The organism is Pseudohalioglobus lutimaris, from assembly GCF_002866825.1.
GTDB lineage: Bacteria > Pseudomonadota > Gammaproteobacteria > Pseudomonadales > Halieaceae > Halioglobus > Halioglobus lutimaris.
This window is the reverse complement of record NZ_PKUS01000014.1, coordinates 1-14,459: the sequence shown is the minus strand read 5'-3', so window position 1 is coordinate 14,459 and position 14,459 is coordinate 1. Positions and strand designations below refer to the sequence as shown.

Genomic DNA, 14,459 nt, shown 5'->3' with positions numbered 1-14,459 from the left:
ATACGAGTACATGGACTACCTCCAAGTAGTCCAAGATTTTGTCCGCACCCTCCCTGGGTCAGTTTTAACTGCAAATCAACAAACTGTGGTCTGTCCCCTATATCACTACTGGCTTAGCGGCACGCCCACACCGTTGGAGAACAACGTGGCCTGCCTGGATTACAGCGTAGCCAAGCGGGGAGGTAAATCGGCCGCCTACCGCTGGAATGGCGAGCGAGCGTTAAACGCAGTTTCGTTTGTCTGGGTCGACAGGATTGAGGACTAGCCTTAATCCACCACTGGGTAGCAGGCGTCACCCCACAAGGTATCGGGGTTGTCCATCATCAGCTGGATGATAAAGGGCACCAGTTTGCCGAGAAAGGCAGAGCAATCCCGCAACTGGTCGCGGTTTACGCTGCTGTTCCAGGTGGCGCCGCCGTGAACCAGCTGATTGCGCAGGGTGTACATGCGCGACAGGATGATGGCGAGCACCGTGGTTGTGCTGTGGCCCGCCAGGGCCTTATTCGCAGCAACTTTGGCCTGCTCAAATTCCCGCTTCCAGGTCTGCTCCTCGATAAGGCGGTTGTGATAGTCCCAAAAGGGCTGAAAGACGAATTGGTTGTCCAGTAACAGGCGAATAGAACTGGGAAACTCTGTCCAGATGAGCTCATACAGGGCATCGCTCTTGTCCAGTTCAGTCAGCTTCCTCAGGAACCTGCCAAAAACCTTCTGTTCCGGGTCACGATCCCTGTCACCGATCTCATTGGCATAGGCGGCGTTGAACGCTATCCACAGAAAAATAAAGCGGCCATCATCGTCATCGCAGCGTTCAGCCCGATCCAACCAGCTAAGCGCCCGGTGCACCCTTAGACTCAGGTTTACAGGGTAAGCGTCGCGTTCTTCCCGCTGTCTTTTCTTCAGGCTGGCGTAATCCAGTGCCATTGTTCTACTCCAATCCAGGCTGCCATCAGGATAACAATAAATCGATTGACCGGCTCGACACCACGACTATAATCCCCACCAGCATCAAGAGAGGGCGTGCGCCCCGCCAACCTGCCTACCTGGGCAAGGTGGTTGACTCCTCGGAGTGATGTGGCCTTACAGGCAACCAATCAGGTTTTCCTTTACGGCTTTCTCTTGCTGCATTTCATTCAAGGAGAAAGCTCATGTACCCCGAAACGATTCTGCCCATCGCGGCACACATACCCCACGCCGGCACCGAGGTTCCGAATTCTGTGCGAGATCAATTCCTGTCCCGGCCGGATGAACTTTGGCGAGAGATCATCAGGGTGACCGACTGGTATACCGACGAACTCTTCGGCATACCCGGCACCGCTATTTGCCAGACGCCCATCAGCCGGGTTGTCGTCGACCTTGAGCGCTACATTGATGATGGCCTTGAGGAGAACGCTGCCTTCGGGCAGGGGGTTATCTACGCTCACAATACCCTAGGAGGAAAAATTCGGAGGCAGATTTCAGATCAGGAGCGGTCGCTGTTGCTGGACAACTACTACCGGCCCTGGCATCTCACTCTGGAATTGAATATCGAGCAGCAACTTGCCCAGTGGGGGCATTGTTTGTTGCTGGACTGCCATAGTTTTCCAGATGAGCCTTTTGGGCATGAGGGCGAAGACGTCGTGCCTAGGCCGGATATCTGCCTGGGGCTGAATGCGGAAAACACACACCCCTGGTTGCTGGAGCGTTGTGTGAGTCTGTTCGAACACCACGGCTACTCGGTGCGTACCGATGGTCCCTACTCCGGCTGCCTCGTTCCGCCCAAGCACCTCGGCGATGAACGGGTCCCGGCAATCATGCTGGAAATCAATCGACGGCTTTATTTACAAACGGCTGAGCAGGAGACTTATGGTCCCGGCGATAAACCAATCAAGTCGGGTGCGTTTGACGCTGTGCGCAATGACATCTGGTCGATTGTGTTGCTGTTGGCCAAAGAAGCTACATGCAGAGCACCTGCCTAAAAAAGCGATATGTACAAACCCCCATACTTGCTCGCTAGCCCGGCAGCTCTATACTTAAGCCATGCATCAAGAGTGAGCTGACGCTCCGCCAACCTGCCTCCCGGGCAAGGTGGTAACCCATCAGGGGATGTGGCCGACCCGGCAAACAAGCGGGACCCCACTCAGTGTCATGCTCCGGTGCGATTTATCTACCAACGCGTTGGAGAAGAAAAATGTCTATTACACGCCGACAATTTCTACTGGGCACAACGGCAGGCCTGATACTGCCTTCGTTCTATGAACGGGCATACAGTTTCTTTGAGAATCATGGCGAGCCGCTACTCATTTTGCCTAAACAGCCTGAAGAGACGCTGTACGCTTGTGCCGAGTTTGCTGAGCCACCCAGGTTCCAGTTGCACCTGGGCGACCCGGAGTCAGGACCGCCTGATATGACTATTCGAGAATTCTGCCTCAAGTATGGCGAAGGGGACCCGGAGACCTGGTGGCGGGAGCAGTGGCTGTGTGCAGATGCATCCGGACCTGTCGACCTTGATCTGAAAATGGACGAGTGGGCGGTGTTTGACAGGTGGCTACGACAGGAGAGCTCCACTGCGCGAGCGTATCACTACCTTGAAAGCCTTGATCTGGGATCAGATTTTAATGGCCCCAACGCAGTAGGAGGTCTTGATTTCATTGATGGGGCCTGCCCGGGGAATGACTATCTCGGCGTTGAAGCGCTCGACCCTGTTTCGGTCAGTTTGCTGCAGCATAGACTCACTGATCTGGGGACTGGCGTCAGGGTTGAATTGTACTAACTGGGCTTAGCGTTGATGAGCAGGCTTTCACTTCTATCGTCGTGTGATCGATCAAATCGCCCAGGTAACTTACTATTTCTAGATGTATGTATGCGATCAGTACACTCGTGGGCCCCCAAAAACCACCCTGATAGACTGTTACACCCAACTTCGATATCTAGTGTTCCAGTAGTAGACAGCAGGTTTCAGAGAACTGTGGTCTGTCCCCTATATCTACAAACTGTGGTCTGTCCCCTATATCCACTAGCTGCTCAGAAGTACCTTGGCGTGCCTATTTGGTGTTTTGAATTCGCTTTTTGGTACTTTCGTCAGCATGCTAACTGAAGTATCGAAAATGGCGTGACGTCGCTTATCTCCAAACTTTGCGGGATGCCTCGGGAGCCCACCCCCATGCTTTTCCCAGTAGAGTGTATGAACTATTGGCGGCGTCGAGGGTATTTTTTCCTTAGGGTTAAAGGTAAGTAGTACGTTGGTTCTCTCGTTTTTATCACGCACTCTAACTACATAGTGCATATGGTAGCCCTTACCGTCGTGATTTTCCCTCTTCAATCCCTCAGACGAAAACTTACGCGGCAAAGCAATAAGGCAGTATAGAACGTTGGGAAAACGCTCTTCAGTGACAATGGTTTCGCTACTAACGAGCTCAAGGCTGTAGTCGAGACCAAGGCCTTCTCCCACGATTTGGTTTACAGTGATGCTTTCGAGCGCGGTGGTGATATGTCTGTCGACAGAGTCAAAATGTTCTTCTCCCTCTATGTCGAGTTTTGACTTCAGGGTGCTGTCGAGATCAGACAGAAAAGTAAATACCTCTTCTGGGGATACGCCATCTAGATTTGGGAGTCGGATATCATTTTCACGACTAAGCTGCTCAAGCGCTGCTCGCTTAATATTGCCCAGATTTAACCAAGGCGCCCGATACTCTTCATTTTCCATCTTGAGCCTATTCTTCTGGAGTTGAGGCAGGGCCATATAGCCAACGCTGAGGTTCGGCTTCAATTTCAGCCCTTTGACCAGCCTTTCATATGATAGAGCGTTAGGCAATATCTTAGATTGCTATGCTCTGCACCTGAGCCAATGGCCAGTGAAGAAAAGAGCAATTCATTAATTGTCTACAATTGAACCGAAGCGCTACCGAAAATCGGGGGTACAAAAGGGGGCATATAAGAAATTAAAATTATATTTTTCCTAATTAATACAATATTTTAATGGAACTATTCAACTCCCGCCGCCTCCACCACATTCTAAAAGGGTCACCCAGCGGTGACCCTTTCTTGTATGTACTCCGGACGGAATTGAACCGGCAGCCCACCGGGCGCGGGTGGCCGAGCGCAGCGAGGTCTGTCGAAGACGTCCCGAAGGGGCGGCATAGACGCGAGACCCGCCGCCTCCACCAAATAAGAAGGGTCACTCGAGAGAGTGGCCCTTTTTTTTGTATTTGAGGGTACCCCCATTAATGATTAAGAGCCAAAGAAACTGTATTCTGAAGCTAATCTGGTACTAATTTCAGCAATTGAGATTTAGGAATGTTCTTCAGAAGACGAGAGAAAATGAAGGCCAATCAACACCTGCCGGAGCTGAAGCTTACTGAAGAGTCGACTGAGGCCTGTCACACCAGGTTCGCAAACCTTGACCTGCGCAGGGCAATACTGGATTGGCGAGATAAGCATATTGAAAAAGTGGAGCTACATTTAGGTAGAGAGCTAACAACACTTTTCAACTCCATTGATGCGCAACTCGAGCAACTTTCAGCTCGGGAACTAATTCTTGATGGAAAAAATATTGGAAAGAAACACATCGAGCCTATTTATCTCGAGTGGGTAGAACGAGAGGTTCAAGAGCTCATAAACGATGCCGGGAAAGACCTTTCCAGTATTTTCACTCACGCGCTTAGTTTCCAGAAGTTGGCGACAAGCTTCGACCATAATGAGAATAGCAAGCCATACTTGGATGCGACCTTGGCTGCTGGCGCCACCGGCGCAGGGCTAGCAGCCATCCCCGTCTTTGCAAGCTTGTCTTCTGTGTCCGCCGGCGGCCTGCTCGGAATGATCGGAGCAACCGCAGTCAGCTGGCCCGTTATGCTAGCGGGAGTCGCTACGGCTGGGGCGCTGGTTTCATTTGGAGGCTATAAGGCCGCCAATCTAAAATCCAAAGCGGTTTCGAGGTATCGCGATACCTCCCGAAAGTTCATTACCCAACAGATACTGGGAGACAGGGCAGCGACAAACTCCATCAGAAAAAACCTACAGGCACATATCAGCGAAGCAGCCACCACGATCCTGAAGGAAATAGACACGTGATAGGCGGGATACCTTTTGAAGTACCAGCACAGTATGCAGCGGCGCTAAGTAATGGCGACATAGTCCGCGCCGGCGCGCTGTTAAAGGACACTGGAAGTGGACGGATTGTTGCCCACTTGCAGGAGACTGGCCTCGCCCAACAACTATTGAGCAGCGCCACAAACTCGCCGTTTTCACCGTTGCAGGCGCTCTACACCCCATCTTCGGTCCTGAGCAACGTTCAGCTCGTACAGATAAAATCAATGGTGGAGGGACTTCAAGTCCTCCAGTTTGCGAACATCGGAGCAACGCTGGCGGGAATAGGCGTCAGTGCAATCGGATTCGCTTTGATGAACCAGAAACTAAAAACCATAGAATCCCAGCTTTCGACATTCGAGCTACGGGTGGAAGACCTATTTAAAGAGATAAAGGAGCGCGATCTAAGATCTCACTATGCACGAATATACGGCCTGTTTCAGCAGGCGGATCAGGCGCACACCCTGACCCACTGCGCCGCTGAATGGCAACGTATTGCCGGCGCCTTGGCTGAGGAAAGCTCCTTTTTTCATTACGAAATCACTTTTCTGTTACAACAAGAAGAGTTCGACTATGACTTGTTCAGTGCACTCACGCGCTCATACGCCATGTGCAACGCCGGAAGGATAGAATGCCTGATACTAGCCAGGGAACTACCCGCCGCCCGCAGGGTTTCCAGGGACGCGGCCCATGACTACAACACCCTGTTTGACAACGTAACGCCCATTGAGCTGGCGCGCCGTTCAGCTGAGCTATTGGAACGAAGGGATAGACCATATGATCATCTGCTGCGCAATGAACTTCCGAAAATGCGCACGCTCGTTAGCGGAGTGCGAGACGCGCAGGACGCCGCACACAGCAAACCCTATCTCCTCGATACGCTGATAGAAAACAAAATAGACGGTTACGAGTACATGTTAGCTATACGTGAAGAAAGGGAGCGCCCCATCTTACTGTTGAAAGCGAGCTAATTTTTTTATGAGTCCAACCTATTAGTTCTAATGCTGACTGCATGTGAATTAAGAGAAGGAGACATGTTCATGGCCCTGACTCATACTCGGGGTGTGAAAACAGGGTCACGCTAACAACGCCATTGTTTGACTTATCGTTGGCTACCAGAATACAAGTTTTGCACGCTTCTTACCTATGCTCGAACAATGACTGTAGATTTTGCATACTGATTGGCCGTTTTTTAGTCAGGTCACCTGAATTCGCAACCCTGGAGAAACGGTTCTGGGGCGGTCAGCCGTCTCTGGCACCTTTTTCCTTATTCAAAACTGCGTCATTCCCCTACTTCCTTATGCCGTTAAGTTTCATCGCGATTCAATCGCCTTGCCTATACTGAGTACTCACAGCATGTTCCAAAGCCGTGCGCTGGGTGAATTGTTGAGCCTTGAGGAAATCACGGCAGGGAGTTATTTATGAAAACCCATTACCTGGCAGTCGCCCTGCTTTCACTGTCCGTTACTTATGCGGGTGACCTGAAAGCCGCGACGGCTGCTGCCTGCTTTAATGCAAGGCTGGTGCAGCAGGGGGTTGTTGTAGAGCAACGCTATCGCACCGTCGACAAATTCGGCGGCGGCAAGACCATCTCGAACTCCACCCAGACGCTGGTCGGCCGCGAGAAATTCAAGGGGAAGAATGCCCTGCTCGCCCGGGCAGAAATCAAAGTGACCCAGGGCGGGGTAACCACCGTGGTGCATTCAGACAGCTACATTCTCGTGCAGAAGTCCAAGAAGCGCGTTAGAAGCCTGGGCGGAGTCGGCCAGTCCTTCCAGAACGGGATAGATCAGGGAACAGCAGAGATAACCTTCAATCCTCCGCAGCTGTTCCGCTACGATGTCAGCCCGGGGCAGCGCCATACCCAAAAGTTTACCATTACCACGAAGGCGCGCGGCTCTCTGGGAGGCGGCACCAGTTCAATGAAACAAACGGTCACCCGCAAATATCTTGGCAGGCAAACCATCAAGGTTCCTGTAGGCAGGCGCACAACGTGCAAATTCAAGGTCGTCACCACCGTGAGACAATTCCTGGTATCAAGCAAAATTGTCAGCACCGAATGGTATGACGTGAAGTCCGGGATGCTGATAAAAGAGAGCGGCGGCGGCAGTACTACTGTGCTGCTCAAGGGCAGCATCGACGGCGTAAAGATTTAAGCTAGAATCAAAGCTGCGGTTTAGCTGTTTGCTGGTGCGCAGAATTCGCCGGTTAAAATACCCACAAACAGGTGACCGCTAATTTCATACCCGCTATGCATTGAGCAAAAAGCGCGACTGCTGTATATTCCCCCGCATCCAATCTCCGATTAAGCCCTAACAGCGCTACGCAGCGTTGCAGGGATTCCTACGACTTTTAATCGGAGATAACCCCATGAACGACAAGCGAAAATTCCGGGCGTATTGCCTGAAATGCGACACCCTGCTGCGCAGTCAGCAACGTCTACAGCACCACAAAGCCTCGCGCTGCAATTATCGAATCTGGCCGCGCAAGCGCCGCCGGGGCAGAGCAGGGGCACAGGCCGGCTGACGGCCTACTCATCCAGTCGCGAACGTAACGCGTCCCACAGCGCGCCGGCGCCCAACCCGGAATCCAAGGTCACCGCCAGTTCGCGCTCTGCATCGGTCAGCGGCTGCTGATGCGCCATCTGCCCCGCCACCACATCGATGTCGGCCTCAGAGGCATCACCCCCGGTGGACTCCCTCAGTAACAGGCGCTCACGGATGGTGTCGGGGTCGGCTACACAGTCGATGATGGCAAAGGTAACGCCCAGGCGCTGCGCGAGGTGTAGAAAGTCGTCGCGCACGCGACGGTGCAAAAAAGTGCCGTCCACGATAACCGGGAAGCCGGCGTCGAGTATGATCTCGGCCAGTTCGACCAGGCGCTGGAAGGTCCTGCGCGACATATCTTTGGAGTAAAGCGTCGCCTCATCACCCGGCTGGCTGCGCTGTTCGGGTGCCAGGCCAAACAGGCGCTTGCGCTCCACGTCGGAGCGGATTCTTACCGCACCCGAAGCCTCCACCAGCTTGCCGGCGACCGTGGACTTGCCGCTGCCGGACAGGCCATGGGTAATGGCCAGGAAGCGCCGGCGCGGCTGGCCATACTGATGCGCCAGTGCCAGGTACCTGCGCAACTCACCGTAGGCATCGGTATCTACCAGTCCGGGGTGGTCTGCAGGGTGGCGCAGCAGGTTCACCTTGGCTCGCACCAGCGCAAAGTAAACCCGGTACAGGTCGAGCAACATCAGGCCGGCATAGTCACCACGGTATTCCAGGTAGTCGCTGAGCAGGCGGTTTGATTCGGCTGGGTGTCCGCGCGCGTTGATATCCATGTCCAGCAACGCGACCTCGGCCATACTGTCGAGAATGCGAAAATTCGCGTTGAATTCGATGCAGTCAAACAGGCGCACGGCGCCGTCGATAATGGCCATGTTGCCGAGGTGGTCGTCCCCGTGGCCGTCTATCACCCAGCCGTCGCGCACGCGCTGCTGCATCGTCGTCAGCAACGCGTCGTAGCGCGCCAGGGCCCAGCGCTCAACCGCATCCAGTTGCTGCTGCTCGGCGTCCTGCAAGGGGTACTGGCGCATCTGCGAGAAGTTCTGCTGCAGGGCAGCGTGCAGTGCTGCGGGCGAACCGGCGTCTGCACCGGAAGGGTCCGGAGAACAACTGGGCAGTTGCGCATGCAGCCTCGCCAGCTCCCGCGCAATGGAGCGCACCAGCGGCTCGTCCAGGCCGTCGCGGGCGGCGATGTTATCAAGCAATTGCGACTCGTCGAAGCGGCGCATTTTCACCGCGTAATCGATGATCTCGCCCTCACCGCCCATCAGCGGCCCTTGCGGACTCTGTGTAACCGCGATCACCGCCAGGTAGATTTCGGGTGAGAAACGCCGGTTAAGGCGCTGCTCTTCTTCACAGTAATGCTTGCGCAGCTCAAGGCTGGAGAAATCCAGAAAGCCGAAGTCCACCGGCTTTTTCAACTTGTACGCGTAGTCCCCGCAGAGGATGACCCAGGAGATATGGGTCTCGCGCAGGGTGAACTCACCGGTGGGATGGTCGAAAGCACCCGGGCGGCAAAGTTGCTCGATGCTGTGGCTATCCATAGTGTCTCAACCCGTGCTCCTCATCATTGCTGGTGCAGTGCCATCCACTTGGCGGTGTCTGCCGCCGACAGCAGGCCCAGTACTCGCCCCCCTTCCACCACGGCCAGTGGCAGGCCACTGACGCCCAGGCGCTCCAACACCAGCCTGGCCTCTGTCCCGGGTGCCAGGGTCAGTGCCGCCAGGTCTTTACGCATCACCGCGCCCAGGGTTGTCACCTCGCGGTCACCGGCGGGGATGTGGCGCACTTCCTCCAGGGTGACCAGGCCAATCAGCTGCTCATCCTCCAGCACCGGCCAGAGCAATTGCGAACTCTGCATGAGGTGGTTTTCCACAAAGTCCGCCACCCGCATCTGTGCCGGCACGCGTTCAAAGTGGGTGCGCATCATGTCCCGTGCAGTGACGCCCTCGAGCAGGTCACGCAGTATCAGCATACGGTAACTGGTGGATGCGGCATTGGACAGGAACCAGCCAATCATCACCAGCCACAGTCCCTGGAACAGCATGCCCGATATGACCTGCATCACCCCCAGGAAGATCATCAACCAGCCGAACAGGCGACCGGCGTCAGAGGCCAGGCGAGTCGCCCGGTGCAGGTCGCCGGTAAACCACCAGATCGCGGCGCGCAGCACCCGCCCACCGTCCAGCGGAAACCCGGGGACCAGGTTGAAAATACCCAGGATGGTGTTGACCGGCCCCAACCACAACAGCAGGCTCGCCAGCGGCGACAGGCTTGCCAGGGCAGCATCGCTGTCCTCGGCCAGCAGGTCGGCAAAGCCCGGCCCGGCCATGTACAGGCCGATGGAGGAGAACACCAGGCCCAGAAAGAGGCTCATCGCCGGGCCGACAATGGCTATCAGGAATTCCGCGCGGGGCTCATGCGGTTCATCCTCCATTTCCGCCACGCCACCGAACAGGAACAGGGTGATACGCCTGACCCCGATGCCGAACCGGCGGGACATCAACGCATGTGCCAGTTCATGGGCCAGCAGCGAGGCAAAAAACAGCACCGCCGCGGAAATGGCCACCAGCCAGCGCGTACTGTTATCCCAGTTCGGATGCCAGCCCGGGAAGACCATGGTGCCCAGCATATAGACGATGAGCACAAAGATGATCAGTAAGCTGGGGTCCAGGCAGATATCAATGCCAAACGGCGAACCGATGCGCCACCCCCGCGAACCCAGAGCGTTTCTTTGCGTTGATTGCTCGCGCTGTTCACTGTTCATGCTGTGCCTTCACTACTTTTCCCTTTTCGTCGGTCTCGTACACCGTTCTCCAGCGGGCGCCGCTCACTCATTCGCCGCTACCATCTTGCAATCCGCCCTGAACGGCAGCCCCTCTTCCTGCCCGGGCAGCAGCGGTAATTGTTGCCGCTGCCAGAGCGGCTCCCAGCAGCCATGCTTTTGCAACAGGGCCCGGGTCGCTGCCTGGTACTGCTCTGGCAGTGCCTGGTAATGGGCGCGCAACGCCTGCAGGCACCACACGCGATAGCGTGAGTAGCGGGCGCCCTGGTACAGCACGCCGCCCGCTTCCACATCAAAACGTTTTTGTCCTGCAGACACGGCATCCACATTGGCGCACAGGTACGGCAGGTAGGTGCTGCCGATATCGTCCAGCAGCGGTCCCAGGTCGTCGGGAATGCCCTGCACCCAGTCTGCGTTACAGTCAGCCAGCCGGGTGTTCCACAAGCGCGCGACCCACTCCAATACGGCGGGGGCTTGCTTGCGGATAATCTCCAGCGGCACCGGGTCCAGGGCGAAGTGACGAAAGAAGGGGCCGGAAAGGCCGATATCCGCCAACGATGGTCGCTCGCCCAATAGAAATGGGCGAGCGCTGAAGATTGCCTGCAGCTGTGCCAGCAGGCGCAGGAACATGGCTTCAACACCCGCCACGTTGGCGGCGGTCATGCCGTCGCCTGTCGTGTAGCCGCCGCGCTGCCGGCGGCGGATCATGTTGCGCTTGAGATAACCGGGCAGGCGCATGTCGCCCATCAGCTCGTCGGCGAGGTGGCGCGACTGCAGATGCGCACCTTCAGGGTAATACCAGCGATAGTGCATGGCCGGGCGCCACCACCACTCGTCGGCCCAGTCTTCAATCAACAGGCAAACGAAAGCCTGCACCGGGTCATGGGGAATCACGCCATGTTGCGGGTACTGGGTTTCGAACCACTGAATGATTTTGGTGCTGTCCGTCATCCAGCGTCCGTCCCCCAGCTGCAGCGCGGGCATCTGGAACAGGCCGACTTCTTGCTTCAACTTTTTTGCATCGGCGGGCAGCTGCATAGCGCGCAGTTCATAAGGAATGCCGCGCACGCGGAAGTAGTTCTCCAGCTTGCCGGTAAAGTAGGAAATGTCGCAGCCGTAAAGGGTGATCGGCTCAATGGACAGGGTATCGGGCATGGCCTCCCTCGCTAGCCCGCGTAGGACGCAGACAGTTCATTCATCGCGTCGTAAAACACGTGCATGGTTTCCTGCACGATATCCTCCGCACTCTTCACGCTGTCGATGCGCCCGACGGCCTGACCGGACAAGGGTATCGCCGCTTCCATGTCACCCCCGAAGTATAGATCCTGCACGCCGGCAAAGTGCTCCATGGCATTGAACGCCCCCAGCGGCAGTAATTCTTCCGTGCGCCGGGTGCGCAGCGCGCGCAGGGCCGGGCGCGAGGCCTGGTTGAGAAAAACCGTATCGGTTTCTTTCGCGTCCACTATCGCCTGCTTCCAGTTGTCGTGTACCGGGGAGTCGCTGCTGCTGAGCATGCGTGTTCCCATCTGTACACCCTCTGCGCCCATGGCAAAGGCGCCGGCCATGGACAGGCCATCGCAAATGCCGCCGGCAGCGATGATCGGTACATCCACCTTTGAACGGATCAACGGCAACAGCACCATACTGGATACCGGGCTGGGGTTCTTGAAACCGCCACCCTCCCCGCCTTCCACCACCAGGCCGTCCACACCGCAGTCGATTGCTTTCATCGCCATGTCGAAGGTCGGCACCACGTGGAAGACTTTGATCCCCGCTTGCTGAAACACCTGCGTACAGACGCTGGGGCTGCCCGAGGAGGTGGTCACAAACTTGATGCCCTGCTCAATCACAAAATCAATAACGTTGGTGCCCTTCACATAGGACAACGCCACGTTCATACCAAAGGGCTTGTCTGTTAACTCACGCATCTTGGCAACTTCCGCGCGAATGTTGTCGAACTCACCGGATGCGGTCTCGATCACCCCCAGACCGCCGGCGTTGCTCACGGCGGCGGCCAGTCTGGCGCGGGCAATCCAGCCCATGGGAGCCTGGATGATAGGGTAGTCGGTGCCGGTCATGGCGGTAACGCGGTTGTGAATGGGCTTGGCTTTCAACTGTTAACTCCTTTTTTTCCGGGTGCGAGTAGCCGCTGTAATCCTACGCGACCGGGCGCTTCAGGCCTGGCCCGATACTGTCACAGTGCGCGCGACTATGTAAGGCGTCGCCGCTGACGTATAGTTTACGTTCAAACGCTGTTAGTGATTTACAGGCTTACCTGATGAAGAAAACACTGCTCGCACTCGCCCTGGTGATCGCCGTGGCGCTTCTCGCCCACAACCAGCGTGCCGGCATTGCGGCGCTGTTGATGGAGAAAGGGCTGGCCTCGCGCATGGCCGAAAACCGTGCATCTGAACTGGCAGACGGGCTGCACCTGGCACTGTGCGGGGCTGGCGGTCCGCTGCCGGCGCCGAATGCATCCGGACCCTGTGTGGCGGTGGTTGCGGGCAAACAGCTGTTCATTGTCGATGCCGGCACCGACGGGGTGCGCAACCTGACTCGCATGGGCTATCAGCCGGGCAGCATACAGGGCGTATTCCTCACCCATTTCCATTCCGACCATATCGACGGCCTTGGCGAAATGGCAACCCTGCGTTGGGCCAGCGGCGACCACCGCGAACCGCTGCCTGTGTATGGCCCGGAACGCGTTGAGCAGGTAGTGGAGGGATTGAACATGGCGTACGCGCAGGACGCGACCTATCGCCAGAAACACCACGGCGACAGCGTGGCGCCGCTCAGTGCAGCGGGCATGGTGGCACGGCCCTTTGCGCTACCCGTCATGGGTGCGCTGACTACAGTCTATGCCGACCAGGGGCTGACGGTGGAGGCCCTGACCGTTGATCACTCGCCGGTGGAACCGGCAGTGGGTTATCGCTTCCACTACAAAGACCGGTCATTGCTGATCACCGGCGACACCGTCAAGCTGGCAAACATCGAGAAGTTCGCCCGCGGCGTGGACCTGCTGGTCCATGAGGCACTGGCACCCAACCTGGTGGCGATGATGCACGATGCTGCTGTCGCCTCCGGCAACGACATCATGGCGAAGATCACCGAAGACATACCGGACTATCACGCCAGCCCGGTGGATGCCGCCGAAACGGCCCGCGACGCTGCGGTGGGACACCTGCTCTACTACCATATTGTGCCGCCGCTGGTGATACCGGGGCAGAAGGCCCTGTTCCTCAACGGCGCGGAAGAAATTTTTGCTGATTACACCATCGGCGAGGACGGCGTGTCCTTCTCGCTGCCGGCAAACACCGGGGAAATCATCAAGACCAGCAGCGGGCTCTAGCGCAGGAAACGGTCTCCCGGCGCTTAACTGGCCGGGCGCAAGCGCTGTATTTCACGCGCCACGCGCCAGAGGCGGTCCTGCCCCCAGAGGCTGAGGACTTCAGCGCCGTTTTCATCCAGCAGGCGAAAACTGGGCACGCCCCACAGACCGGCGGTGTACATGGCGAGCCGGTTCTCCTCCAGCAGCGGTTCCCAGCCGGGCTTCCCCAGGTGCTGCTGTGCTTCGGCCCAGTTCAGGCCCGCGGCCTCTACCACTTTGCGCAGGCCCGCATCGCTGTTGGTATTGACGCCCTCGGCAAAGGCATGGCGCAGGAAACTGGACATCAACTCCACACCGCGCCCCTGCTCCACCGCCCACGGGTACAAGGAATAGCAGCGTCTTACCGGTTCGCCGATGGGGTCATAGAACTTGCCAAAACGTACACCCGCGGCCCTGGCTTCGCGGGCAGTATCCAGGAAGATATACATGCCTTTCTCGCGCGTCATGGGCGCGCCGCGCATCACCATGGGCAGCACCGGTCGCAGTGACAGGGTCACGCCGCTGTCGCGAGCAAGCGCAATGGCGTTATCGAAAGCAATCGCGGTGTAGGGGCTGCGCAAGGACGCATATACCTCCAGCGTCAGTGAACCGTTATCACGGGCGTCGGCGGCTTCAAAGACCGGACGCGGCGCAAGCAACGGCTGGCCCGGCTGACGATCTGCCCCCAGTTCCG

General features: G+C 56.9%; 14 protein-coding genes, 1 pseudogene and 2 riboswitches. Of the genes and pseudogenes, 8 read left to right on the top strand and 7 right to left on the bottom strand.

Annotated elements, in window-relative coordinates:
- Window positions 1–265: pseudogene (locus C0039_RS21210) on the top strand (hypothetical protein); the annotation flags it as partial.
- Between the two features lie 2 nt (window positions 266–267).
- Here C0039_RS21210 and C0039_RS12425 read toward each other — a convergent pair.
- Entirely contained in the window at window positions 268–921 is a 654-nt protein-coding gene (locus tag C0039_RS12425; protein ID WP_232334733.1) for a HEPN domain-containing protein, read from the bottom strand.
- Between the two features lie 76 nt (window positions 922–997).
- Window positions 998–1,101, top strand: a riboswitch (SAM-I-IV-variant riboswitch).
- A gap of 44 nt (window positions 1,102–1,145) precedes the next feature.
- Between C0039_RS12425 and C0039_RS12420 the strand changes: the two genes are divergently transcribed.
- Window positions 1,146–1,955, top strand: a complete 810-nt coding sequence (locus C0039_RS12420; protein ID WP_101518226.1) for an N-formylglutamate amidohydrolase — start codon at window positions 1,146–1,148, stop codon at window positions 1,953–1,955.
- A 58-nt stretch (window positions 1,956–2,013) separates the two neighbouring features.
- A riboswitch (SAM-I-IV-variant riboswitch) is annotated at window positions 2,014–2,114 on the top strand.
- A gap of 53 nt (window positions 2,115–2,167) precedes the next feature.
- The gene (locus C0039_RS12415; protein WP_076000309.1) at window positions 2,168–2,749 is read left to right on the top strand and encodes a hypothetical protein; all 582 of its coding nucleotides are present in this window, start codon (window positions 2,168–2,170) and stop codon (window positions 2,747–2,749) included.
- A gap of 243 nt (window positions 2,750–2,992) precedes the next feature.
- On the opposite strand, the gene C0039_RS12410 is transcribed toward C0039_RS12415, so the two are convergent.
- On the bottom strand, window positions 2,993–3,682 hold the full coding sequence (locus C0039_RS12410; protein ID WP_207796438.1) for a hypothetical protein: 690 nt from the start codon (window positions 3,680–3,682) through the stop codon (window positions 2,993–2,995).
- 590 nt (window positions 3,683–4,272) lie between these two features.
- On the opposite strand from C0039_RS12410, the gene C0039_RS12405 reads away from it, so the two are divergent.
- From C0039_RS12405 to C0039_RS21205, 4 genes are all read left to right on the top strand, one after another.
- Window positions 4,273–5,046: a hypothetical protein gene (locus C0039_RS12405; RefSeq protein WP_076000306.1), complete on the top strand. Its 774-nt coding sequence runs from the start codon at window positions 4,273–4,275 to the stop codon at window positions 5,044–5,046.
- The gene (locus C0039_RS12400; protein ID WP_076000305.1) at window positions 5,043–6,032 is read left to right on the top strand and encodes a hypothetical protein; all 990 of its coding nucleotides are present in this window, start codon (window positions 5,043–5,045) and stop codon (window positions 6,030–6,032) included. Before C0039_RS12405 ends, C0039_RS12400 begins: the two co-directional genes overlap by 4 nt.
- Before the next feature lie 450 nt (window positions 6,033–6,482).
- Window positions 6,483–7,217 (top strand): hypothetical protein, encoded by a 735-nt coding sequence (locus tag C0039_RS12395; protein ID WP_101518224.1) that lies wholly within the window; start codon window positions 6,483–6,485, stop codon window positions 7,215–7,217.
- Window positions 7,218–7,431: 214 nt separating this feature from the next.
- Entirely contained in the window at window positions 7,432–7,587 is a 156-nt protein-coding gene (locus C0039_RS21205) for a hypothetical protein (protein WP_207796437.1), read from the top strand.
- A 4-nt stretch (window positions 7,588–7,591) separates the two neighbouring features.
- Here C0039_RS21205 and C0039_RS12390 read toward each other — a convergent pair whose 3' ends face one another.
- The 4 genes from C0039_RS12390 to C0039_RS12375 all read right to left on the bottom strand — a co-directional run bounded on the left by C0039_RS12390 (window position 7,592) and on the right by C0039_RS12375 (window position 12,476).
- On the bottom strand, window positions 7,592–9,157 hold the full coding sequence (locus tag C0039_RS12390) for a bifunctional aminoglycoside phosphotransferase/ATP-binding protein (RefSeq protein WP_101518223.1): 1,566 nt from the start codon (window positions 9,155–9,157) through the stop codon (window positions 7,592–7,594).
- Window positions 9,158–9,180: 23 nt separating this feature from the next.
- The gene (locus C0039_RS12385; RefSeq protein ID WP_101518222.1) at window positions 9,181–10,380 is read right to left on the bottom strand and encodes a site-2 protease family protein; all 1,200 of its coding nucleotides are present in this window, start codon (window positions 10,378–10,380) and stop codon (window positions 9,181–9,183) included.
- A 63-nt stretch (window positions 10,381–10,443) separates the two neighbouring features.
- Window positions 10,444–11,553, bottom strand: coding sequence for a glutathione S-transferase family protein (locus tag C0039_RS12380; RefSeq protein WP_101518221.1), 1,110 nt, complete (start codon window positions 11,551–11,553; stop codon window positions 10,444–10,446).
- 11 nt (window positions 11,554–11,564) lie between these two features.
- Window positions 11,565–12,476, bottom strand: a complete 912-nt coding sequence (locus tag C0039_RS12375) for an NAD(P)H-dependent flavin oxidoreductase (RefSeq protein ID WP_101518227.1) — start codon at window positions 12,474–12,476, stop codon at window positions 11,565–11,567.
- Between the two features lie 200 nt (window positions 12,477–12,676).
- Here C0039_RS12375 and C0039_RS12370 point away from each other — a divergent pair, with 200 nt between their 5' ends.
- Window positions 12,677–13,747 (top strand): MBL fold metallo-hydrolase, encoded by a 1,071-nt coding sequence (locus tag C0039_RS12370; protein WP_101518220.1) that lies wholly within the window; start codon window positions 12,677–12,679, stop codon window positions 13,745–13,747.
- Window positions 13,748–13,770: 23 nt separating this feature from the next.
- Here the strand turns inward: C0039_RS12370 and C0039_RS12365 are convergent.
- Window positions 13,771–14,459, bottom strand: a 689-nt coding sequence (locus C0039_RS12365) for a DsbA family protein (protein WP_207796436.1), incomplete at its 5' end; no start/stop codon positions are given.